Source organism: Psychrobacter sp. JCM 18903 (assembly GCF_000586475.1).
In the GTDB taxonomy this organism is placed as follows: Bacteria; Pseudomonadota; Gammaproteobacteria; order Pseudomonadales; family Moraxellaceae; genus Psychrobacter.
Map to the genome: position 1 here is coordinate 1 of NZ_BAWJ01000022.1, position 23,489 is coordinate 23,489.

The 23,489-nt window shown below is 43.7% G+C and carries 16 protein-coding genes and 7 pseudogenes; 10 read left to right on the plus strand and 13 right to left on the minus strand.

What is annotated here, in order from left to right; genetic code table 11:
- Positions 1–575 precede the first annotated feature (575 nt).
- The 6 genes and pseudogenes from pheA (at position 576) to TT12_RS12895 (ending at position 7,931) form a co-directional block, all read left to right on the plus strand.
- Entirely contained in the window at positions 576–1,757 is a 1,182-nt protein-coding gene (gene pheA, locus TT12_RS12870) for a prephenate dehydratase (RefSeq protein WP_045455471.1), read from the plus strand.
- 163 nt (positions 1,758–1,920) lie between these two features.
- A pseudogene (gene hisC, locus TT12_RS12875) lies at positions 1,921–3,062 on the plus strand (histidinol-phosphate transaminase).
- 231 nt (positions 3,063–3,293) lie between these two features.
- Positions 3,294–5,599, plus strand: a pseudogene (locus TT12_RS12880) (bifunctional prephenate dehydrogenase/3-phosphoshikimate 1-carboxyvinyltransferase).
- 307 nt (positions 5,600–5,906) lie between these two features.
- Positions 5,907–6,869, plus strand: a complete 963-nt coding sequence (gene rarD / locus TT12_RS12885) for an EamA family transporter RarD (RefSeq protein WP_045455474.1) — start codon at positions 5,907–5,909, stop codon at positions 6,867–6,869.
- Between the two features lie 50 nt (positions 6,870–6,919).
- Positions 6,920–7,330, plus strand: coding sequence for a dihydroneopterin aldolase (gene folB, locus TT12_RS12890; RefSeq protein WP_045455477.1), 411 nt, complete (start codon positions 6,920–6,922; stop codon positions 7,328–7,330).
- Positions 7,320–7,931, plus strand: coding sequence for a 2-amino-4-hydroxy-6-hydroxymethyldihydropteridine diphosphokinase (locus tag TT12_RS12895; protein WP_227679045.1), 612 nt, complete (start codon positions 7,320–7,322; stop codon positions 7,929–7,931). The genes folB and TT12_RS12895 overlap by 11 nt, the downstream gene beginning before the upstream one ends.
- Before the next feature lie 108 nt (positions 7,932–8,039).
- On the opposite strand, the gene TT12_RS12900 is transcribed toward TT12_RS12895, so the two are convergent.
- Complete coding sequence (locus TT12_RS12900) at positions 8,040–8,774, minus strand: glucose 1-dehydrogenase (RefSeq protein ID WP_045455480.1); 735 nt, start codon at positions 8,772–8,774, stop codon at positions 8,040–8,042.
- Positions 8,775–8,935: 161 nt separating this feature from the next.
- Between TT12_RS12900 and TT12_RS12905 the strand changes: the two genes are divergently transcribed.
- A complete protein-coding gene (locus TT12_RS12905; protein WP_045455483.1) occupies positions 8,936–9,481 on the plus strand; it encodes a DUF924 family protein in 546 nt (181 codons plus the stop codon).
- 110 nt (positions 9,482–9,591) lie between these two features.
- On the opposite strand, the gene TT12_RS19475 is transcribed toward TT12_RS12905, so the two are convergent.
- From TT12_RS19475 to dnaE, 7 genes and pseudogenes are all read right to left on the minus strand, one after another.
- Positions 9,592–9,759 (minus strand): hypothetical protein, encoded by a 168-nt coding sequence (locus TT12_RS19475; RefSeq protein ID WP_502685189.1) that lies wholly within the window; start codon positions 9,757–9,759, stop codon positions 9,592–9,594.
- A 227-nt stretch (positions 9,760–9,986) separates the two neighbouring features.
- A pseudogene (cysE, locus tag TT12_RS19480) lies at positions 9,987–10,492 on the minus strand (serine O-acetyltransferase); the annotation flags it as partial.
- A 188-nt stretch (positions 10,493–10,680) separates the two neighbouring features.
- On the minus strand, positions 10,681–11,124 hold the full coding sequence (locus tag TT12_RS12915) for a YtoQ family protein (protein WP_045455487.1): 444 nt from the start codon (positions 11,122–11,124) through the stop codon (positions 10,681–10,683).
- Between the two features lie 115 nt (positions 11,125–11,239).
- The gene (locus tag TT12_RS12920) at positions 11,240–12,124 is read right to left on the minus strand and encodes an RNA methyltransferase (protein WP_045455491.1); all 885 of its coding nucleotides are present in this window, start codon (positions 12,122–12,124) and stop codon (positions 11,240–11,242) included.
- A 6-nt stretch (positions 12,125–12,130) separates the two neighbouring features.
- A complete protein-coding gene (locus tag TT12_RS12925; protein ID WP_045455494.1) occupies positions 12,131–12,508 on the minus strand; it encodes an Hpt domain-containing protein in 378 nt (125 codons plus the stop codon).
- Positions 12,509–12,751: 243 nt separating this feature from the next.
- A complete protein-coding gene (locus TT12_RS17795; RefSeq protein WP_045455498.1) occupies positions 12,752–12,994 on the minus strand; it encodes a hypothetical protein in 243 nt (80 codons plus the stop codon).
- Between the two features lie 191 nt (positions 12,995–13,185).
- Positions 13,186–16,456 (minus strand): annotated as a pseudogene (gene dnaE, locus TT12_RS12935) (DNA polymerase III subunit alpha); the annotation flags it as partial.
- 353 nt (positions 16,457–16,809) lie between these two features.
- On the opposite strand from dnaE, the gene TT12_RS17800 reads away from it, so the two are divergent.
- The 3 genes and pseudogenes from TT12_RS17800 (at position 16,810) to TT12_RS18660 (ending at position 17,938) form a co-directional block, all read left to right on the plus strand.
- The gene (locus TT12_RS17800) at positions 16,810–17,487 is read left to right on the plus strand and encodes a hypothetical protein (RefSeq protein ID WP_227679044.1); all 678 of its coding nucleotides are present in this window, start codon (positions 16,810–16,812) and stop codon (positions 17,485–17,487) included.
- A gap of 21 nt (positions 17,488–17,508) precedes the next feature.
- Positions 17,509–17,670: pseudogene (locus tag TT12_RS18655) on the plus strand (restriction endonuclease); the annotation flags it as partial.
- A 70-nt stretch (positions 17,671–17,740) separates the two neighbouring features.
- On the plus strand, positions 17,741–17,938 hold the full coding sequence (locus tag TT12_RS18660; RefSeq protein ID WP_279378907.1) for a restriction endonuclease: 198 nt from the start codon (positions 17,741–17,743) through the stop codon (positions 17,936–17,938).
- A 130-nt stretch (positions 17,939–18,068) separates the two neighbouring features.
- Here the strand turns inward: TT12_RS18660 and TT12_RS12945 are convergent, their stop codons facing one another.
- The 5 genes and pseudogenes from TT12_RS12945 to TT12_RS12960 form a co-directional block, all read right to left on the minus strand.
- Positions 18,069–19,517, minus strand: coding sequence for an alanine/glycine:cation symporter family protein (locus TT12_RS12945; RefSeq protein WP_045455501.1), 1,449 nt, complete (start codon positions 19,515–19,517; stop codon positions 18,069–18,071).
- Between the two features lie 104 nt (positions 19,518–19,621).
- Positions 19,622–20,626, minus strand: a complete 1,005-nt coding sequence (locus TT12_RS12950; RefSeq protein WP_279378908.1) for an aldehyde dehydrogenase family protein — start codon at positions 20,624–20,626, stop codon at positions 19,622–19,624.
- Positions 20,572–21,131, minus strand: a pseudogene (locus tag TT12_RS18765) (aldehyde dehydrogenase family protein). The gene TT12_RS12950 and the pseudogene TT12_RS18765 overlap by 55 nt, the downstream one beginning before the upstream one ends.
- Positions 21,132–21,236: 105 nt before the next feature.
- Entirely contained in the window at positions 21,237–22,103 is an 867-nt protein-coding gene (dapA, locus tag TT12_RS12955; protein ID WP_045455504.1) for a 4-hydroxy-tetrahydrodipicolinate synthase, read from the minus strand.
- A 103-nt stretch (positions 22,104–22,206) separates the two neighbouring features.
- Positions 22,207–23,453: pseudogene (locus tag TT12_RS12960) on the minus strand (NAD(P)/FAD-dependent oxidoreductase).
- Positions 23,454–23,489: the final 36 nt, after the last annotated feature.

Sequence of the window (23,489 nt, forward strand, 5' to 3'; positions counted from 1 at the left end):
CGACCAGTATCAGCGACAATGGTGGTCATGGTACGAAGCTGTTGTAATGCGCTCATCAGATATCCTTTTGATCAAAAACAGATTGTGTTCAGTTACGTGGTAATTTTCTACTTTATAGTGCTATTTGCTATCAGTTTTAGACTGTAACATAGTTTTGAGTGGATGTTCCTTCATAGTTTTGCCGTGCATCGCTGCCATATTGCCTCTGTTTGCCAATATTGACGAATTTACGCGCATTTACACATGGGCACTGTCGATAGTTTTTGTTATAGTAGAGCGGGTCAGCGATCTGGCTGCTACATTTGCATGCTGGTGTGTGTGACTAACATACGGCAATAGTAGACGATAGCGCTCGCCGTGCAGGGTGCTTTTGAGAGGCTGCCTGCTATTTAGTGTGATTCCTATCGAATATCATTGCTAGTATGCTTGACACCTTTGACCGTCATTGAGTGCTGATTCAATAATGAAATGATTGGTTGTCGATAATTAGAAATACTTGAAGCCTTCAAAGTTAAAAAAGCAGTACCTAACTAGTAAAAAACTCAGTAATAATTTTAGAAAAAGGATAGGCGGTAATGAGTGAGCAGTCATCAGAGCAAAACATGGATAAGCTAAATCAAGCCATCGCAGGGGCTAACGATACTGCAACTGAAAAAGCATTTTTGGACGATATTCGCCAAAGTATTGATACAGTAGACTGCGAAATCCAGACATTGATTAATAACCGTGCCAAGTTGGCTCAGCAAGTGGCCGCAGTAAAGAAACAACACATTGTCAATAACCCGACTGCCGACAATAGCAATCCTATTTTTTATCGCCCTGAGCGTGAAGCGCAAGTGCTAAAAGCGGTGATGGAACGCAACACAGGTCCGATCGCTGATGACAAAATGGCGCGGTTGTTCCGTGAAATTATGTCGGTCTGCCTTGACTTAGAAGCACCGCAGCGCATTGCTTTCTTGGGACCAGTAGGTACTTTTACTCATGCTGCTGCGCTCAAGCATTTCGGTAAAGCCGCTGATACCGTACCAATGACCACCATCACTGATGTATTCCGTGAAGTTGAAGCAGGCACAGCGATGTATGGTGTGGTGCCAGTCGAAAACTCGTCTGAGGGTGTGGTTAACCATACGTTAGATGGATTTTTGTCTTCTACCTTAAAGATAATTGGAGAAGTTGAGCTGCCGATTCATCAGAATTTCTTGGTCGCTGAACATACCAAACTTGATGGTTTAAGCCGTATTTACTCGCATCAGCAGTCACTAGCGCAGTGTCGTCATTGGCTCGATGTCAATTACCCGAATGTCGAGCGCGTGGCGGTATCGAGCAACGGCGAAGCGGCCCGCCGCTTGAAAAACGAATGGCATTCAGCGGCAATCGCAGGTGATGTGGCTGCTGCTGAATATGGCTTGCATAAGCTATATTCAAATATCGAAGACAACCCGAGCAATACCACGCGATTCCTTATCATCGGTCACGAAGCGATTGCGCCATCAGGTCAGGATAAAACGTCTATCGTCGTATCAGCACATGACAAAGCGGGTGCATTGATCGAGATTTTGAAGCCTTTGTCTTATCATGGCGTGTCGATGACCAGTATCGAAACCCGTCCTGAGCGTCCGAATAAGTGGGCATACGTGTTTTTCATCGATATGAATGGTCATATTGACGAGCCAAACGTCAGCGCTGCTATCGCTGATATCCGTCCGTTGGTAAAAGATGTGCGTGTTCTAGGTTCTTATCCAAAAGCAGTGCTATAGTCCCTCTACTGTAAAAGAGTCATGGCGTTTACCTTGCGTGAAGCATCACATAATCATCTGCACTCGGTTGCCTTGGTTACCCTTGACTCGCTCTGAAATTGAACCAACGATATAACGCCGAATGGCTCACATCACTTGCCAAAATCATATCTAAGGATAAATCATGCCGTCATCTCATTCAGTAGAGTCAAATTTATCACCGCTTGTACCTGCCTACGATAGTATTTTAGAGCTAGTGCCTTATCAAACGGGCAAGCCGATTGAAGAGTTGACGCGTGAGTATGGCGTCTCAGATGTGGTAAAACTTGCCAGTAATGAAAACCCAAGAGGCTGCTCACCGCACGTCACGCTAGCGATTACTGAGCAATTGGGTCAGTTGGCACGTTATCCTGATGGCAACGGTTACTATCTAAAACAAGCGCTGGCTGACTTCAATGATGTCAGTGTGGAGCAGATTACTTTGGGTAATGGCTCTGACGATTTGCTTGATATTTTAGCGCGTAGTTTTGCTGGTGCTGACGATGCTATCGTTTACAGTCAATATGCCTTTATCGTTTATCCGATGTTGGCTAAAATACAAGGGGCGACAGGTATAGAAGTGCCTGCCCATCGCTTTGGGCATGATTTAAAAGCGATGAGTCAAGCGGTTCAAGACAACCCCAATACTAAAATAGTCTTTATCGCCAATCCTAATAATCCAACTGGCACACAGCTTGAACCTCAAGAGTTACGAGCATTTATGGCTAGTATACCAAGCTCGGTATTGGTGGTATTAGATGAGGCGTATATTGAATATAGCCTGAGAGTAATAATCGGGCGTTGTTAGATGAATTTGATAATGTCGTTATCGTGCGCACTTTTTCCAAAGCTTATGGACTGGCGGGTTTACGTGTCGGTTATGCGCTTAGCTCAGTGGCTGTCGCGGACTTACTCAACCGAATCCGTCAACCATTTAACGTGAGTAGAGTGGCTTTAGCGGCGGCGGCGGCGGCACTTGCTGACTCAGACTTTATTGAAAAAACTCGTCTGATGAATGATGAGCAAATGCGCTGGTTAGAAAAGCAGTTTGACGCATTAGGGTTGGGTTTCATTAAGTCACATGCTAACTTTATTATGGTGGAAATAGCCGTTGAGATGGAAGACATCACCGCTGCTTCTATTCATCAAGCATTGCTAGAGCAGGGTGTTATCGTCCGTCCATTAGAGGGCTATGGCTTACCTCATTGGCTGCGTATCACAGTAGGGGTAGCAGAAGAAAATATGCGCCTGATTGATACACTGCGCTCAATCTTGACTGATAATTGATCAGAAGTATGTTAGGTCGTTTTGGATAAGTAAATAATTTATTAATCATTTTCATGACACTAGCGTCGGCTTGTTTTAGTCATTCTGACGCTAGTTTGTTTAACGAGAAAAGCCGTGAGTCGCCAGCAAAACAATATAAGCAATCAAAACATAAGCAATCAAAACATAAGCAATCAAAACATAAGCAATCAAAACATAAGCAATCAAAACATAAGCAATCAAAACAATAATATGCAGTCTATGAATACTCAGCCGCCGTTATTTAAACAGATTTGTGTGATTGGTTTAGGGCTTATCGGTGCGAGCCTTGCCCAAGCCATTAAAGACAATGGTCTAAGTGAGCGCTTAGTGGCGGTTGATAGACATACACCAAGCATCGACGAAGCCATTCAGCACGGCTTATTAGACGCTGGTAGTGCTGTCTTAAGTGAAGTAGTGTTTGGTAGTGATTTGATTGTTATCGCCGTACCAGTACAAGCGGTGCAAGCCGTATTTATTGATATCAAAGCAGCGATGGATAATGGACAACTTGCCACTGATTGCATCATTACTGATGTTTGTAGCACCAAGGTCAATATCATTGATGCGGCTCAAGCGGTGTTCGGCTCGCTACCGACAGGATTGGTGCCTGCACATCCAATTGCGGGTGCAGAGAATTCAGGATATCATGCCAGACGTGCGACATTGTTTGTTAATCATAGTGTCATTATCTGCGAGCTACCAACGACCCATAATAGCGCCATTGCTAAGCTGCGGCAGTTATGGGAAGCGGTAGGTGCAAACGTTATGTCAATGGATGCGGAACACCACGATCGCATATTGGCGCACACCAGTCATCTGCCACATCTGCTTGCCTTCAATTTGGTTGAGCAGCTGGCAAGCCATGATGATAATTTAGATATGTTTCGCTATGCAGCGGGCGGCTTTCGTGACTTTAGCCGTATCGCTGCCAGTGACCCTAAAATGTGGCATGATATATTTTTTGCCAACGAAAGCGCGATTGTTAGCGCCCTTGATGAGTATGGCGTTTACCTACAGACCATGCGTCAGCTCATCATCGATAAAGATTCAACCGCCCTGATGGGACTTTTGGGCCGCGCGCAAGCCGCACGGCGACATTTTGGCCATATGTTAGCCAGCACCCCTTATACGGATACTTCTGCCATGTCAGCTTCTTATAATATTACTCCTAGCAATACTGTATTGGGCACTATTGCCATTCCTGGTGACAAGTCTATCTCGCATCGCAGCATTATGCTGGGCAGCCTTGCGACAGGCGTGACCAATGTCACTGGATTTTTGGAAGGGGAAGATGCGCTTGCCACCTTGCAAGCATTCCGTGATATGGGCGTGACCATTGAAGGGCTGATAACGGCAAATTGACCATTCATGGCGTGGGTATGAACGGTCTGAAACCGAGTAAAACACCATTGTATATGGGCAACTCAGGTACTAGCATGCGCCTGCTGGCTGGTATTTTGGCGGCGCAATCATTTGACAGCGTGTTGACAGGCGATACCAGCCTAAATAAACGCCCAATGGAGCGTGTAGCCGCACCTTTACGCGAGATGGGTGCAGTCATTCAAAGTACGGGTCATAGTGGTACGGCGCCACTTAGTATCACTGGTCGAGCGACTATTGGTAAGCCATTACAAGGTATCGATTATGAGATGCCTGTGGCTTCTGCGCAGATTAAATCCTGCTTGTTGCTGGCTGGACTTTGGGCAGAAGGCACCACAACCGTTACCCAACCGGAAGTCAGTCGTGACCATACCGAGCGTATGCTTTCAGCTTTTGGTTATCCAGTAACGGTTGATGGCAACCGCATCAGTGTAGCAGGTGGCGGACAACTCACAGGTGGTGATATCGCTGTCCCTGCTGATATATCCTCTGCGGCATTTTTTATGGTCGCTGCTGCGATCAGCCAAAATAGCGAGCTGACCTTGACGCAAGTAGGTATTAATCCGACACGCACGGGCATTATCGATATCTTAAAATTAATGCAAGCAGATATCAGCTTAAGTAATGAGACACATGTCGGCGGCGAACCAGTCGCAGATATCACTATTCGTAGCTCAAGCCTAAAAGGTATTGAAATCCCAGAGCATTTAGTGCCATTAGCGATTGACGAATTCCCAGTATTGTTCATTGCTGCCAGCTGTGCGCAAGGTCGTACGGTGTTGACTGGTGCCAAAGAGCTGCGTGTAAAAGAGTCTGATCGTATTGCAGTCATGGCAGAAGGATTACAAACACTGGGTATTGATTGTACCGTGACGGAAGATGGGCTAATCATCGAAGGTAAAGGCATTGAGGGTCAAAATAGCAATATCAATAATAGCCAGCCTGTCTTTGGTGGCGGTCACATTACCTCGCACCATGATCATCGCATTGCCATGAGTTTTGCCATTGCCAGCTTACGTGCATCCAAGCAAATTACTATTGAAGGCGTTGAGACCGTCAATACCAGTTTCCCAGGATTTGCAGAGCTTGCCAATCACATTGGAATGTCTATTAAAGTTGATAATGCTGCGGTTTAATACCACAAACTATATTAACTTGCTGAATAGTGTTATTGGCTTTTGCAACACTGAGCTTTAAAGTACTGAATTGTAAAATGCTGGCTACAGCATTCAATAAAGTCTAAAAAGTTGCTCATTAGCCTTGATGTAAATGTTGTTTTTAAAGTTGTTATCGTTAGCAATGTGTTGATGCCTATATTGGCATGAGCGCATTGCTTTTTAACTTGTATCCTATCTGTAGTGACCCTGCGCTTTTGCCATTGAATTGATATAGAAATTAATATGGGGCAAGAGTGCGCTTTGCTCTAAAAAGTTGTACTGTACTATGACCACCCAAAACGTCATCAAAAAACCAGTTACGCCCATTAAGACAACCAGACGTGGCATCATCACCGCACTCATTGCCTTTTTTATCTGGGGTGGGTTTCCATTATATTTTAAACAATTGGCCGCCTACGATGCGACCGAGATTATCGGTCACCGTATTATTTGGACGTTTGCTTGCTTGCTTATCGTGTTGGTAGTCACCAAGCGCTGGCAGTGGATCGATACCTTAAAGAAAAACCCGAGATGGATCGCGTTCTCATTTATATCGGGTTTGATTATTGCCACCAACTGGCTCACTTATGTATGGGCCGTCAATCACGACCGCATTCTCGAAGCCAGTTTGGGTTATTTTATCGGACCATTGGTGGGCGTTGCACTATCGATGATTTTATTCAAAGAGCGCTTACGTACGCTGCAATGGGTTGCCATCGGTTTCGCCTTATTATCCGTGGTCATTCAAGTAGTTATGATTGGTAGCTTGCCATGGATATCACTGATTTTAGCCTTTAGTTTTAGTACTTATGGCACCATTCAACGGCAGACGCCTTTGACGGCTGTCGATGCCATGTTTGTCGAAACAACGATGTTGGTGCCGATTTGCTTATGGTGGTTCTGGCAATCAGATGTGGTCAGTAGTCAATTGAGTTTTTGGTTTAGTCCCAATATTTGGCTACTAATGATCGCAGGGCCGATTACCTTGATACCGCTATTATTGTTTAATAAATCTACCAAGCTCGTTGCTTATAGCATTTTAAGTTTTATGAATTATCTGACGCCGACCTTTATCTTCTTCTTAGCGGTGTTCTATTATAACGAGCCATTTGATTTACAGCGTCTTGCAGTGTTTGGTCTGATTTGGTTTGGTCTGTTATTATTTAGCATTGACTTATGGCGTCATCGACCTAGTAAAGCGCTAAAAGCCGCGCGTTTGCGTGAAGAGGCGTTGCAGAAAACCAATTAAAAAACCTGAGTTCAAAATCTAATTAAAATTTAGCAAACAAGGATGAGAGCATGTTTCATACCGAATCTGATGTAGTATTCGTTAAAGGCTTAACAGTAGAAGCAGTCATCGGTGTTTACGCGTGGGAGCGCGCAATCACGCAGCCGCTGCTGATTGATATAGCACTTGAAACAGATATCAGCCGTGCGGCTATCTCAGATGATGTCAATGATGCGCTGAATTATAAAGCGGTTTGCGATGATGTGAGCGCGTGGTGCCAAGCGATTAAAGCGCAGTTGCTAGAGCATTTAGCGGGGCAAATCGCTGATAAGTTGCTTGCAAAATATAGCTGTCATAAAATCACTTTAAGCATTGCTAAGCCCACTGCTATAAAGCAAGCCGATGCGGTTGGGGTTCAAATCACGCGTTATGCAACGGTCATCGAAGATAAGCCAGTTGTAAGCAAGGACGATGATGCATAATATGCATAAAAATTTGGCTGATTTGAGTCTTGAGACTCTAAAAAAGCAGACGCCTGAACAGTTGCAAACACAATCTGTGACGGCAGTATTATTGGCTTTAGGTAGTAATTATCAAGCTAAACATTATCTGCCGCTTGTCCGAAAGGATCTAGCGGCGCTAGGGGAAATACAGTTATCTACTGCGTTTGAAAATCCTGACTTTACATCGACCAAAGCGCAACCAAAGCCCGATTATACCAATCAGTGTGTCTATTTACGTTTAACAAAACCTGTAACACTGCAACAGTTACAGCAGGTTTTCAAAGATCTTGAAGGTGACTGTCATAGACAGCGTCTAACAGAAGCTCAGACGCCAATAAAAAAAGTTACGATGGATATCGATATTCTATTGATAGAAAAGCTATTGATAGAAAAGCTATTAATAGAAGTTGTTTCTGATAAAAATAGCCTAAGCAGTAATAAGGAATTTGAAGAGTCTAATTGGATTGTAATGGCAGATCGTTACCCATTCAAAGCGCATGAAAGAGCAGGGGTAGAGGAGTTGATTAAAGGTCATTTTTTAAAAGGTCACATGAAGCAGCCTAGATGCTATTCTAAATAAGTAAAAGTTATTGAGGACACGCCCTAGTGTTTTGCTTAAAACCTCTCAAAATAAAAGCTGAGCAAAATGCCCAGCCTATATCACATTTAAAAATTTTAACTATTACGCCTACTGTGCGGTCAAACCACCATCAACGACAAACTCTGAACCCGTCGAGTAGCTTGAGTCATCAGACGCTAAAAATAACACCATGCCGCTGACTTCTTCTGGCTGTGCCACACGTCTCATCGGAATAGTTTTGGCAAATGCTTCAACCGCATCTTTGGTATCGCCTTGCATAATCATCGGTGTAGCAATAACGCCGGGGTGAATGGAGTTCACGCGAATGCCATGAGGGGCGCACTCTAATGCTGCCGCTTTGGTCATACCGCGTACCGCAAACTTAGAATCGGTATAGCCGATAGCGCCGCCAACCAAGCCATTAATTGATGAGATATTGATGATAGAACCTTGTTTGGCGGCTTTCATCGTTGGAATGACTGCTTTCATGCCTAAAAAGACCGACACCTGGTTAATCTCTAGAATCTTGCGATACGCTTCTACTGAGGTATCTAAAATAGATTTGTGCGTAGTGATACCTGCATTATTAACCAGTACATCAATTTTGCCAAATTTATCTTGGGTGGCTGTAACAACTTGCGTCCAATCTTCTTCACTAGTAACGTCATGCTTAATAAATAGAGCGCTATCGCCAAGCTCTTTTGCTAATGCGTTGCCTTTATCAGAGTTGATGTCGGTCAAGACGACTTTAGCGCCTTCTGCCATACACAAACGCACATGAGTCTCGCCCATGCCTTGAGCGGCACCAGTAATAATGATAACTTTATCTTGTAAACGCGCCATGAGTTTTCCTATTTTTTTAGTTATGAATAATGAAAGAGTATAGGACACAATCGCTAAATACTCCTTAGTGATTATGAAACCAAAAGTCAATACTTGATGTTTTTAAATGATAGCTTTGAATAATGCTTTTGGCTGACTGTTTTAAATAATGTAGTGAGGAAATGATGTATAACGACATATTAAATTTCTGTTTTAAAGAGGCGGGTAGTGAGAAGTTTTTTGAGAAAGACATAGCGTTTGATCAATTATTAATAGAGCGATACAGCGATATACTTGAGCAAGCGAAGGCTGCAGAGTTTTATACATGGCGTAGTAGCATAAAGGGGCGTTTAGCAGAAATAATTATATTGGATCAATTTTCACGCAATATTTACCGTGATACGCCAGCAGCTTTTGCCCAAGATGCGATGAGTCTCGCGCTCGCGCAAGAAGCGGTTGCTGCCGGTGCATTAGAGGCGCTTGAAACGATGGATGAGCGTAAGTTTTTATTGATGCCTTATATGCACAGCGAATCAAAACTGATTCATCAGCAGGCGGAACGGCTATTTAAGCAATATACCAATGCAGATACCGTGGATGCTGAGCTTAGACATAAAGTGATTATCGATCGTTTTGGTCGTTATCCGCATCGTAATGATATTTTGGGACGGGTTTCGAGTAGTGAAGAAATAGCGTTTTTGACGCAGCCTGACTCATCTTTTTTATAAATATTGTCTGTTAAATAGCTAGTCAGTAAAGCATTGTTTATCAATTGATTAAAATGTAAAAAGAAGCCATTTGGCCTCTTTTTTATTCAGTATCGACGACAGCTAGAAGATTACTTCTGCTCAGTGTCTATCTCATCCATATCAGCACGACCAATCACATCGATATCCTCTAAGCAAAGTTTGTCATATTCTTTTTTACAAAAGTCAGGATCGATTTTGCACATCGCTGCTTGTAATTGATCTAAGCGATTTTCTGATTGCTGAATGTGTTCGAGCATTTTAGCAAAGGCTTCGGCGACAGGGTCTTGTGACATAGGTCGATGCCATAAGCCCGAAACGCGTTTTCGCGTGCTAAATGATTGGTGGCTTTTTCATCTATTGATTTTTTATCTACTGCCTTTTTATCTATGCCATTATCTGTAGAAGCAGCTTGCGCTACTTTTTCTTGCTGCTTGGCATCATCGACTTTTTTGACAATTGGATTGCCCTTTTCATCATGATGGTCTGATATCATCCGAGCTGCGCTGCCGACCATAGTCGCACCTGCTGGTACTGCCTTTACTACGACGGCATTTGAGCCAATTTTGGCGCCTTTACCGACAGTAAATGGTCCCAATACTTTAGCACCAGCACCAACGATAACCCCATCTTCCAAAGTAGGGTGGCGCTTGCCATTATTCCAAGAGACGCCGCCAAGCGTGACCCCGTGATAAAGCGTCACATCATTGCCAATCTCTGCCGTTTCGCCAATCACGATACCCATACCATGATCAATAAAAATCGTCGACCGATTTTGGCAGCAGGGTGTATCTCAATACCTGTGATGATGCGTGAGCCATAAGAAATTACTCGCGCCGCCAGTTTTTGTTCATGATTCCAAAGATAATGGGCACCGCGATGTAGGACGAGCGCGTGGATGCCAGGATAAGTCAAGATGACTTCCAGACTATTACGCGCAGCAGGATCACGGTTAAATACCGCATCGATATCTTCTGTTAGGTCTTTTTTGATGCGTGAAAGTGATTTGAATAAGGCAGTTGGCAATGACATAAATTGTCCTATCGTATTTTTGATTACAATCTATTTAGTTATAGCAGCTTTGCAGCACAAAATATAGCGATGAGCGATAAATAAAAATAGACGGCTGATAGATAAAATGCCAGTCATTGACAATTTATCTACAGGCAATTATTTATGATTTAGCTATCACTGACAACATATTTTAGCAGATCAACAACTTGCTCTGGCGTTTGCGCCCAAGCCATTGCCGCCGCATCGACTTCTTTTAGCGGATGGATAATATCTTCAGCATGAAGGGTAATATACGGCTTGCCTAAAGCCGCGCAGTAGCCGGCATCGAAGGCAGCGTTCCACTGCTTATATTTATCACCAAAACGAATGATAGCAATATCGCACTTTTGAATCATGTTTTTGGTGCGAATCGCATTCACCTTTGATGACTGATGGTCGCGCCAGAACCCATTATCTTCTTTACCGAGTACGTCACCAGCGGCGTCACTGGCTTCATGTTCAGTCACTGCGGAGGTAAAGGTAATATCTAAACCTTTGTCTTTCGCGCCTTGCATGATTTTTTGTCGCCAGTCAGTGTGTATTTCTCCAGACAAATAAACGTTCCAATTCATCATCAATTCCTTTTTATTATTGAATCATATCATTTTTAAAATCATAGGATTTGTAAATGCTACGGCTGCTAATGCAATAGAAACTCAATGCCGGAAACCTTACATATTAAAAGTTTTAGTCTTTTGCAAGTTTGGCAATTAATGCGCTTAATAGCTGATACTCTTTTTGATCAAGCTGTAAGCGTGAGCCCAGTCGTGACAGCCGCGATGGTAATGACTTCAAGTTTTCGCTATCGGCTAAACCACGTTGAACCATCAGTTCAGTTGTGCGATGAGTCAGCTGTTGCAATTGCTGCTGGGTAATGGCGGGTTCATCCCATTGCTGACGTAAATGTACATCGAGCATTGGCTGAGTAGTAGTACTCAAAGCAGTATCTAAACTATCCGCTGTCTGAGTGTGTGATTGCGCGTAGGCAAAAATAAAGCTAGCGATTACTTGCACGGCTGACGCGACATTGAGTACAGGATAAGCAGGGTTGGCATCGATTTGGATATGATAATCGGCATAAGCCAACTCTTCATTGGTTAATCCACGATCTTCACGCCCAAATAGGATAGCGATATTTGGTTTATTAGTAGTAGCAGCCGATAGGGTATCAGCGTTGCTATCGCCTTTGCTCGACGCCGACTGTTTATCGATGAAATCAAACATAATCTTAGCAGCTTGCGTGGGTGTCACGACAGGGCGAGGCAAATGACGACTGCGACTGCTGGCAGCAAATACCAGCTGGCAATCCGCAATAGCAGATTCTAAAGTAGGTGCAATGATGGCTGATGATAGCAGCTCGCTGCCACCTGCTGCATGAGACACACTGGTTTCATCAATTGGTAACTTAGGATCGACAACCGTCAAACGAGACAAACCCATTGTGTGCATCGCGCGCGCTGCTGAGCCAATATTGGCAGGCAAAGTGGTATTAATCATGACGATTTGAACACAAGACAAATAGTCGCTCACTGTATGGTTGACAGTAGATGCTGCTAATATAAGTAGAATCATTACTCATTACAACCCCAGTCTTAGATTGATTTCTTGTTCTGCGCGTTGCAATGCGACGGCGATATTTTCAATCAGTGCCGCTTGCTCGCTGATAAGACGCTCGCGGCAGCGCTCTTGTAACTGGCTGCTCAAGTTCATTAATTGGGTCGTGCCCAAGTTGGCGCTGGCCCCTTTTAGCGCATGAGCAACCTCAAAACCATTGGCATTGTCATTTTCTTGCTGAGCGACTCGCAGCGCACTTACTCGCTGCTGACTATCAGTGATATACACTTGTATCAAATCAGCAAAGTCTTCTTCTAACAAATCACGCATGTCTTCAAATTGCTCATGATTAATGATTTCTTCAGCTTGGTGAGCCATATTTTTATTTGGGGTTTCATCCATGGTTTTATGTCCAATTCTAAAAGTTAAAGCGGTAAAGGGTTTGTTATAAATACGTCAATGTTCTTCAGGTATTAGGGCGTGTCCTCAATTCAATCAATTACTCTGTAAATGGGCTAAACATGGCTAAATTTTGTTAAACATCGTCAAATAGCTTATCAATATCTCGATATTAACGGCGATATCTTCCTTGTTTGACGGCAATTTATCTCATGTTTATCAACATTTTTAAAATGAGGACACACCCTAGCTATAATGGAAATGCAAATTGTCTTCACTAACCATATTCTTTAATTGCTGTAAGTTATCATCGTTGGGGTAGATGCGCCAGTGCTCAGATAGCCCTACGTTAGCGATGCCAAATTCCTCATAAATGCTCAGTCCCAGTGGCAGACAATTATCATTAATGGAGGTGTCGGTATTGCTCAAAGCATTATTGGCATAACTTTGATTAGCACTATTTTGATTCATGTCATTTTCTAGCGCCAATAAATCATTGCCATTTTCATCATATAACTTCCGCCCATCGCAGCATCGTAGCCACTATTGCCATTAAAGCTGCCACTTTGCTCGTCTTGCTCGTTGTCATGAGAGAGTTTTGGTGCCGGAATAATGCTGGCTTGTGCAGACTTGAGTAACGGTTGCAGTCGCGTCAGCAGATTGATGTCGCTGCCATGAATTTTAATACTGATTTTTTTCATCCATCTTAGGCGCGCATCGACCATGCTCATGGCACTATCAAGACGGGCAAACAAACGTCCATCACGCTCACGGATGCTGCCTTTGATGATGACGACTTCATCGATTTTCAACTGTTCTTTGACACGATTAAAACGCTCAGCGTAGCAGCTGACCTCGAGTCTCGATGTACCATCATCTAAAGTAATCACGTTGCGATTACCAAAGTTGCAATATCTATGATAAGCCCGAGAAATAGCAGCTGCCGTTGTAGCCAGTATCGGTCAACTTGTCGAGACGCGCACCAGAGGTATAGCGCTTCAATTCATCCAAGTATTCATTGATTGGATGACCCGTCAAATACAATCCTAACGTGTTCTTTTCTGCTTTTAAACGATGTTTATCACCCCAAATCAGCTCTGGCGTCATAACCAGTGGCGGCGCGGCGACGACACCATCCATTTCACCAAACAAATCCATCATGCCGATTTCACGGTTCTGACGGTCTTGTTCAGCAGCTTGTACGGCACTTGGCAGCTGGCTCATTAATGCGCCGCGAATCTCGTACGCTTCATCGGCTGGTAAATCTGGTCGCAGGGTAGCTGCAAAGTCATCAAAACATCCCGCGTTTATCAGTCCCTCTAAAGTGCGTTTATTGACCTTTTTAATATCAACGCGGCGACAAAAATCATAGAGATCTTTAAACGGACCTTCACGGCGGCGTGCATCAACGATAGACTCAACCGCACCTTCACCAACGCCTTTAATCGCACCTAAGCCATAAATAATATTGGTCGGTGTATCGGCAACAAAATGCCATTCACTACGGTTAACGGATGGATTAACCACGGTTAAATCAAAGTTTTCACGGCAATCATTGATAAAGAACACCACGTTATCGGTGTTGTTCATATCGGAAGTTAATACCGCCGCCATAAATTCAGCAGGGTAGTATTGTTTGAGATAAGCGGTCTGATAAGCGAGCACGCCATAAGCGGCGGAATGTGAGCGGTTAAAACCGTAACCGGCAAACTTCTCCATCAAGTCAAACACGCCGCCTGACGTTGCTTCATCAATACCTTGCTCTGTTGCACCAGTAATAAAGATATCGCGCTGCTTAGCCATTTCTTCAGGTTTCTTTTTACCCATGGCTCGGCGTAGCATATCTGCACCGCCCAAGCTATAGCCTGCCATCACCTGCGAGATTTGCATGACCTGTTCTTGATAAACAATAACGCCATTGGTATTTTCTAAAATCGGCTCAAGATTGGGATGATCATAAATCACTTCCTCGCGACCGTGCTTACGGTCGATATACATCTCTACCATGCCCGCATCGAGCGGACCGGGACGATAAAGCGCACACATGGCGATCACATCTTCGATGTTGGTCGGTTGTAATTTCGCCAGATACTTTTTCATGCCCATACTTTCTAGCTGAAAAACGGCAGTGGTCTTGGCATCTTGCAAGAGCTTGTAGGCTTTTTTATCATCTAATGGTAGGTCTTCTAACACCAACGCATCTTTGCCTTCTTTTGCACGGCGCAGGTTGATATTTCTGACAGCAGCATCAATCACCGTCAAGTTACGTAGACCCAAAAAGTCAAATTTTACTAGCCCAACGGCTTCAACGTCATCCTTATCAAATTGGCTGACACGGTGACCTTCATCATCACAATAAATCGCGCTAAAATCTGTGATTCTGTGCGGCGCAATCAATACGCCACCAGCATGTTTACCCACGTTCCGGCAAATGCTTCAAGCTTAATCGCCATCTCCCACACTTCAGTGGCATCTTCATAATCCATGTTATCAGGATTGGAGATTAAGTCTTTGAGCTGCGGCTCTTGCTCAAGCGCTTGACTGAGGGTGATACCCGGTGTTTTAGGTATCAGTTTCGACATTTTACTGGCAAGGAAGTAGGATTTACTTTGTGCACGTGCCACATCTCGAACTACCGCTTTTGCTGCCATCGTACCAAAGGTAATGATTTGCGAGACCGCTTCACGACCATAGGTTTGCGCGACATAATCAATAACGCGGTCGCGACCTTCAATACAGAAGTCAATATCGAAATCGGGCATGGACACACGCTCAGGTTTAAAAAGCGCTCAAACAATAAGTCGTAATGAATAGGGTCGAGGTCGGTAATATTGAGCGAATAAGCAACGAGCGAGCCTGCACCAGAACCACGACCAGGACCGACTGGTACGCCATTGGCTTTTGCCCAGCGGATAAAGTCCATGACGATGAGGAAGTAACCAGGAAAGCCCATTGAAAGAATAACCTTTAGCTCATACTCTAAGCGGTCATCATATCTTTGGCGAAAGTCGCTCCAATTATCGCTACGTTTCTCGATCGGGAATAGTTTATCTAGTCGATTATTAAGCCACGGATTGATTCTGCACGGAAAAACGATTCAATCGTCTCACCTTCAGGCACAGGAAAGTCAGGCAGGACATTGATACCAAGCGTCAACGTCACATTACAGCGGCTTGCTAAGTGCAAAGTATTGTCGATAACCTGCGGAATATCAGCAAATAGCTGCTGCATTTGCGCTTGGGTTTTAAGATATTGCGCATCGGAATAAGTCTGCGGGCGATTTTGGTCGGCAAGTACGTAGGAGCCTGCGATACAAACCCGCGCTTCGTGAGCATCGAAATCATCCTGCTCTAAAAACCGCACATCATTATGAGCAATGATAGGAATATGATGCTTAGCACCAGAGTGAATAGCCGCTTTAATAAAGGCGTCTTCACCTGAGCGATTGGTACGCTTAATCGCAAAATATAAGCGATCAGCAAATTGCGCTTGCCATTCTATTAGCAGCTCATCGGCTTTTTCTGGCATCGAGCCAACCAGTGCCTGACCGACATCTGATTTTTCAGTAAATAAAACAATCACGCCTGCCGCATGCGCTAGAATATGACTGCGCTTGACGACTGGCACACCATGATTGGCATCGTCGGCGCGCCCTTCGGTAAAGCCAAGTGATACGATACGAGTGATGTTTTGATAGCCCTCGTTGTCCATCGCGAGTAGGGTGAGCCGTGTGTCTTCATTTTCCATGATGACTTCACTGCCGATAATGGGCTTGATACCCGCACCTAGGCAGGCACGATAAAACTTCACCGTGGCATACAAATTGGACAAATCGGTCAATGCCAACGCGCGCTGATTGTCAGCCGCAGCAGCTTTTACCAGCGGTTTGATACGCACGATAGAATCGGTGATTGAATATTCGCTGTGGATGCCAAGGTGTACAAATGCCATAGAAGACTCTTACTAGTACGATCAAAAGCAATAAGCTATCGATAAAATAAAGGATGTGTATCCGTTATTTATATGGATGTTCAAAGGTAAATAAGACCTCGATAGCCATGTTGATACGTTTTAAATGGGGTCGTCAATAATAGCATTATTTGCCGTAGACAGCCACTGATTCAAAGGGTTTAATCTGAGTGAGAGGATTTGTTTTTCTTATTTATAAAGGTGAGATTTTGCTGTGTTTTGTCTTAATAGTTGGTAGCATAAACATTTGTCCTTAAGTTATTGCGAAACAAAGCCCATTTGACGCCTTATTTCACACAATAATGTTCATGTAATCAAATAAAGACGATAATATTATGAGTAACATTACGAAGCTGCCCGCATTTGGTGACATGTTAAATGCGGGTATACAAACCATAAAAAATTTGAGTACGCGGAATACCGTTGGTCGCACGGTATTTTATAGAGAGTTTGAAAAGTTAGCACAAATTGTCAATGATCATAAAGAAATCAATTACATGAGTAATTATGATATACGCCATGAGTGTCATAACGGCTCACCTTGTTATGATGACATCGTTGATCTAATTTTATTGTGCTTGTCCGCGATGGGGCTGGTCAAAGAAGACAAGTTCAGCTTAGTACCCAATTTAAATCAGAATTTTGCTAATTTTATTACTTTTGATGAAAAAGTAACGCCTAAAAACATCATACGTTTAGACCCGTTTGGCAAAGTCTATTTTTGGTTAGCAGGAAACAATTTTACTCAATACATTAACGAAGGCATTCCAAATAGTGATTATATTGCTAACTTGACCCGTTTTGATAATAAAGCCTTTGCTGATCTGCAAAAAGTCAATATTGTGGCTTATGGTAAAAACGGCGATGCACTTATTAATCATTTGATAGAAGGAACTCAGCGCCGAACGTCTATGTTTATGAATAATTATGCAGATGCTACTGTGGGGAATGATTTTGTCAAGGTAACGCCTGATATGATTATGGCACAGCTTGAAAGCTTGTCACCTCTGTAATTTGAGTGGTTTTGTCTAAAAATGATTGAACGATCTTTAGAGATTGAAAGTCCTGAGAGTAATTTGACCTCGCGTCATACTGGACGCTCGAATGACAATGGCATTGATGGGCTGATTATTCAGGATTTCCCAGATGGTGAGGTGCATAACTATTATATTCAAGCCAAACTATATAGTGCCGGTAATAATATATCTAATGGCGATTTGAGAAACTTCATAGGGCTTATCCACCACAAAAAACTAATCATCATGCTTGTTTATTACCACGACAAGCTTTACCAAGCCTGCGCAGGAATATGCCAATGCAACGGATTCGCACAGTTTGATACTCATCGATCAAATGAATCTCATAGAGCTTATGATGCAACATAAGGTGGGTCTAAAAGAGGTTAATGCCAGACCGAAATTGTTATTAGACAATGACTTCTTCAACAAGATCAAGTTGTATTGATTGAATAATGACTCTTAAATAATATTTTAATGTTTATTAATACGATTAAAGCCCTCTAAATCATAGTGGTTTAGAGACTTTAATCGTCTGGGAAAGAAGGTTGTGTTTAGGGAGATCATATCATTGCTGTTTAGCGCTTATCATATTTATCACTATACTCTATCCAAAAGTCTGCATTTTCAACGCCTGCTTTTCTAGGGTCAAAGATAGGGTCAAGTCCCAGCTTCATTTGCTCATCGTAGTCTTTTAATACTTTGAGAGCTGTTTTACTGAGTAATACGATAGCGATAAAGTTGAGGTAACACATACTACCAAAGCCAATATCACCTAATGCCCACATGACACCGACTGATTGCATACTGCCAGTGAAACAAATGATTAAAAATACCACTTTTAATATCGGCTTTAGCACCGGATAGCGTAACTTACTATCTAAATAGACAAGCGTGGTTTCAGCGATATAGTAATAAGCAATCAAGCAAGTAAAAGCAAATAAGAAGATAGCAATAGCGACAAAACCGCTACCATATTGGCTAAATACTGTCGATACAGCGGCTTGGGTAAATGCGGTTCCAGCTTCAATGCCTGGCATGTTTTCAACTAGCACCAATCCTTCTGCTGGAATTACGTTATACATGCCAGTAGACAAGATCATGAGCGCAGTTGCAGTACAGACGAGAACCGTATCAACATAGATAGAAAAGCTCTGTACCAAGCCTTGTTTGGCAGGATGAGACACTTCTGCGGCAGCCGAGCTGAAAGTGGCTTCGCCTGCACCAGCGACGTTTGAAAAGACTGCGCGGCGTACACCCCAAGAAATCGCTAGACCAACAATACCACCAAATACTGCATCCATGCCAAAGGCACTTTTGAAAATGAGCGTGAACATGGCAGGTAAGTTTGAAGCATTAAAGCCTAAAACAATGACCATAAGCAAAATATAGCCGATTGCCATAAAGGGCACAACTGTGCCCGCAAAGCTGGCAATACGTTTGACACCGCCAAAGATAATAAAGGCCAATAGAGCAATGATAATGCTCCCTGTGATGATGGGCGGAATATTAAAGGCGGTATTAAAAGAGTCGGCGATGGTATTGGCTTGTACGCCTGGCACCAAAACGCCGTAAGAAAGACAGGTCACCGCTGCTACTACAATAGCGAACGGTTTCATCTTTAGGCCGCGCTCAATGTAGAAAGGGGAGCCGCCGCGATATTGACCATCAACGTCATGCTTATATACCTGCGCAAGGGTTGACTCGATAAAGGCACTGGCACCGCCAAGCAAGCCCATAACGATCATCCAAAATACCGCTCCTGGACCACCAGCTGCAATAGCGGTGGCCACACCTGCGATATTACCAACCCCAATACGACCAGACAACGCCATACAAAAGGCTTGGAATGAGCTGATACCTTGGGTTGAGGTTTGCTTATCAAATAAGAGCCTAACCATCTCTTTAAGATAGCGGAACTGTACACCGCGAGTCACAACGGTAAAATAAATGCCGACACCAAGTGCCAAATAAACTAAAGCATCGCTCCATATATAGCCGACGATAGTATTAATAATCGCTTCCATGACCTTACTTCCCTGTAAGTATGTGACTAAAGGCTTAAATCAACTAAGCTGCTGTTTTTATTAGTGAATACGGTTATATAACCTGTGCCTATTGAGTAAGTATGCTAATTGACCACCCAGATGGTTTTAGTCTGTGTGTATTGTTCTAAAGCCTCTAAACCATTATCGCGACCGCCAAATCCTGATTGCTTATAACCGCCAAATGGCGTTGTGATATCACCTTCTGAAAACCCATTGATTGAGACGGTGCCTGCTTTAATAGACGATGCCACACGATAAGCACGCTTGATGTTCTGGGTATAAAAAGAAGCAGCGAGTCCATAGTTGGTCTCATTGGCTAATTTGATGGCTTCTTCTTCCGTCTCAAAGCTCGTCACCGCAAGCAAAGGACCAAATACTTCTTCTTTGAATAAAGTCATATCGGCACTGACATTGTCAAATATAGTCGGCTCGACATACCAGCCACTACCTAAGTCTGTGTGGATATTGCCACCTGCGACAATCGTTGCACCTTCCTCTTTTGCAGTCTGTAAGTAATGACAAACCTTATCGAAGTGTGCTTTTTCAATCATAGGACCAATGGCAGTGTCAGGGTCGTAAGGTGAGCCAACATTCCAATCTTTTAGACCATTTTTTAGCTGCTCAAGTAGCACTTGTTTTTGGCTACTATGTACCAGCAGACGTGAACCACAGCTACAGTTTTCACTCATATTCCAAAATGCGGCTGATAAGATATCGTTAATGGCAGCGTCATCGAGTACAGCGTCGTCAAAGACTATTTGCGGGCTTTTACCGCCGCATTCTAAGACGATTTCTTTTAGATTACTTTGTGCTGAGTATTGTAAAAACAGACGTCCGACCTCAGTTGAGCCAGTGAAAGACACCATGTCAACATCCATATGTTGACCAAGCGCCGCGCCGACATTTTCACCAAGACCGCAGACCATTTGCAGCGCTTCTCTTGGCACGCCAGCCTCATAGGCAAGCTTGGTTAGGCGGTAGGCAGATAATGAGGTCAGCTCAGCTGGTTTAACAATGACGGAGTTGCCCATAATCAGAGCAGGGGCGACTTTCCACGCGTACATTTGGGCTGGGAAATTCCAAGGCAATACGGCACCAACGACACCAATAGGCTCTTGGACAATAAGCCTAAAGCTGCGCTACCAGTTGGCGCGACTTTACCAAATATCTTATCAGCCGCTTCGGCATACCACTCGAACGTCTCAATAGTCGCTGGCATGTCAGTGTTTAAACATTCAGTAATTGGTTTACCTGCATCTACACAATCTAGGGCGGCAAGTTCTTCAGAATGCTCATGCATCAGGCACACCAGCGCTGCATAACAGACTTACGCTCTGCTGGAGCCAGGCGACGCCATTCACCATTTTCAAAACTATCGCGGGCTATTTGCACGGCAATATCGACATCACCGCTAGTACCAGAGGCAATCTGACCGATAACGCTATTATCAATAGGCGTGTAATTGTCCAAAGTAGCGTCTGATAAATGATCAGCCGCTATTAAGTGACCAGCCCAGAGCTGTTGCTGTTTTGCTTTCTCAAATACTTGTTTTTTAGAGATTTTTTCTTTAGTAGCTTGCTCTTTAGTGCTCATTTTTCTAATCCTTATTTGCTAATTTCGATGCCATAGATTCAAAGTTTGATTGCGGCATCAAATATAGCGTTGGTTATCCTTAACGTTGTTTTACTAAGCTGAGTACTATTTAGCCAATAAGGCTAAAAACGCTGCTTTCTCATCTTTTGGCATATCAGTTAATGGCACACGCACTGAGCCAACATCCATACTGCCTTTTAAGCAGCCCGCTTTAGCCTTTTGGTTGTAGTTGCCAGATTCCATAGAATGGATGGCAGGATAAATCTCGCTCATAATTTGTTTGGCTTTATCCCAGTCGCCTTGCTGAGTGGCATTAAATAGTGCAACTTGTTCTTCTGGGAAAACGTTGGCTGCGCCTGCAATCCAGCTCTTTGCACCCCAAAAGAAGAAATCGACCGGTTGATCATCACAGCCACAAACCACCTCAAAGTTGTCAAAATCAGCTTGTAGCATGCGTAACGCATGACTAAAGTCGCCGCTACTTTCTTTTACACCAACGATGTTAGGGTGTTTGGCTAGATGAGCGACGGTGTCAAATTCAATGGCAACGCCAACACGAGCAGGGAAGTTATACATGATAATAGGCAGCTCACTTGCATCTGCGACTTTTTCAAAGTGAGCAATAATGCCGTCTTGTTCAGGCAAGCTATAAGGCGTGGCAGACAGCATCAGACCGTCATAACCTAAGGCTTTTGCTTGAGCAGAAAGCTCAATAGAATGGTCAGTCGATAAGCTATTGATACCAGCGATAAGAGTCACCTTATCTTTTGCTGCTTCAGCGATAGTGGTTAATACGAGCTCACGCTCTACTGCCGAAAAGGTATAGTATTCACCCGTAGTACCGCAAGCAACGATACCGGCTACACCTTTGTCAATAAAAGCTTCGACCAGTGTCTTTAATTTTTGTGCATCAACGTTGCCATTACTGTCAAAAGGAGTAACGATTGGGACTAAAATTCCATTAATGTTCATAAGACTATCCTTAGTGATGTTGATATTGTTGGTGATTTGACGGGTGATGATTCAATGCTGAATCGGTTAGTTTTTCTGGGTTTATAAACGTTTAATAATCTGCTTATTTAAAGCGTGAGAGTTGATACGGTTTTGGATCGATAGGGTGATCTTCATCAAAATAGTAGTTGGCAATCATTTGCGCACTAACGACAGCTTGCGTTAGGCCTAAATGTTGATGCCCAAAGCTTAAAAAGAGGCGTTCGATTTTGTCGATGACTGGCAAGGAGTCTGCGGTCGATGGTCGAAACCCCATCCATGGCGTACTATCAGTAGCGTCTAACTCGGCTTTGAGCATAGGCTGCGCTTGTTGTAATAGCATATGCGCGCGCTGCATATTGGCATGGGCATCAAGTCCTGCGTATTCTACTGTGCCTGCCAAGCGTAGCCCCTCTTGCATCGGTGTCATGATAAAACGGCGATCCATGCTTGATACCGGTATCTGCAAGCGCGTACTTTCATGCGGTAGCATTAAGTGATAACCGCGTTCGGTATCTAGCGGCACATTCACGCCTGTCAGTTGCTTGGCCAATGCTTTAGAGTGTGCGCCTGCGGCTAGCATCACTTTGGACGCTGTCATATCACCTTGGCTGGTTGTTAGGTGAATACCGTCTGTATCATTGGTCGCTGCAAGAACATGGCAATGTTCAATGACATGACCGCCTAACTTTCTAAAAGTATGGTGAAGCTGATTAATAACAGCTTTTAAATTGGTTATATGTCCTGTATTTGGAAAAAATAACGCCGCTAATTGGTTATCTCGTAAAGCAGGTTCACGTTCTAATAACGCTTCTTTGGTCAATAGCTCATTATCCACGCCAATATCGTTAAGTCGACTACCATGTGCTATGAGAGGATCGACGCTACTTGTATTCTCGACCGTCAATAATGAACCTTTTACCTGTACCCATTCGTCCAATTGCCACTGATTGGCAAAGCCTTGCCATGCTTGCAGACTGTTTTTATTTAAGTTTAATAATGCTTGATGAATACGCGCAAATGGCTCAGGGCGCATATTCATCAATAGCTTCATTGCCCAAGGCATCAAGCGAGGTAGATAGCGCCAGTCTATACGCAGTGGTCCAGTCGGATCGATTAACATGGCTGGTACATGACGCAGCATGCTGGCATCTGCAATGGGGAATACTTGCTCAGTAGCGATATGACCTGCGTTACCAAATGATGCTCCTTGACCAACTTCGTTGCGTCTAGCAGTGCGACCTTGACGCCTCGTGCTTGCAACGTCACTGCCGCCGCTAGACCGATAATACCGCCGCCAATAATATGTAAGTCGAAGTCTGAGGTCGTCATGGTTTTCTCGATTACGTTCTGTCGATTAAGGAGTTT

Bases quoted from the DNA above. Each gene is read 5' to 3' on its own strand.
- TT12_RS17800 (WP_227679044.1), top strand. From the start codon at position 16,810: ATGAGTAACATTACGAAGCTGCCCGCATTTGGTGACATGTTAAATGCG.
- pheA (WP_045455471.1), top strand. From the start codon at position 576: ATGAGTGAGCAGTCATCAGAGCAAAACATGGATAAGCTAAATCAAGCC.
- folB (WP_045455477.1), top strand. From the start codon at position 6,920: ATGTTTCATACCGAATCTGATGTAGTATTCGTTAAAGGCTTAACAGTA.
- dapA (WP_045455504.1), bottom strand. From the start codon at position 22,103: ATGAACATTAATGGAATTTTAGTCCCAATCGTTACTCCTTTTGACAGT.
- rarD (WP_045455474.1), top strand. From the start codon at position 5,907: ATGACCACCCAAAACGTCATCAAAAAACCAGTTACGCCCATTAAGACA.
- TT12_RS12895 (WP_227679045.1), top strand. From the start codon at position 7,320: ATGATGCATAATATGCATAAAAATTTGGCTGATTTGAGTCTTGAGACT.
- TT12_RS12905 (WP_045455483.1), top strand. From the start codon at position 8,936: ATGATGTATAACGACATATTAAATTTCTGTTTTAAAGAGGCGGGTAGT.
- TT12_RS12915 (WP_045455487.1), bottom strand. From the start codon at position 11,124: ATGAATTGGAACGTTTATTTGTCTGGAGAAATACACACTGACTGGCGA.
- TT12_RS12945 (WP_045455501.1), bottom strand. From the start codon at position 19,517: ATGGAAGCGATTATTAATACTATCGTCGGCTATATATGGAGCGATGCT.
- TT12_RS12925 (WP_045455494.1), bottom strand. From the start codon at position 12,508: ATGGATGAAACCCCAAATAAAAATATGGCTCACCAAGCTGAAGAAATC.
- TT12_RS12920 (WP_045455491.1), bottom strand. From the start codon at position 12,124: ATGATTCTACTTATATTAGCAGCATCTACTGTCAACCATACAGTGAGC.
- TT12_RS19475 (WP_502685189.1), bottom strand. From the start codon at position 9,759: ATGCTCGAACACATTCAGCAATCAGAAAATCGCTTAGATCAATTACAA.
- TT12_RS12900 (WP_045455480.1), bottom strand. From the start codon at position 8,774: ATGGCGCGTTTACAAGATAAAGTTATCATTATTACTGGTGCCGCTCAA.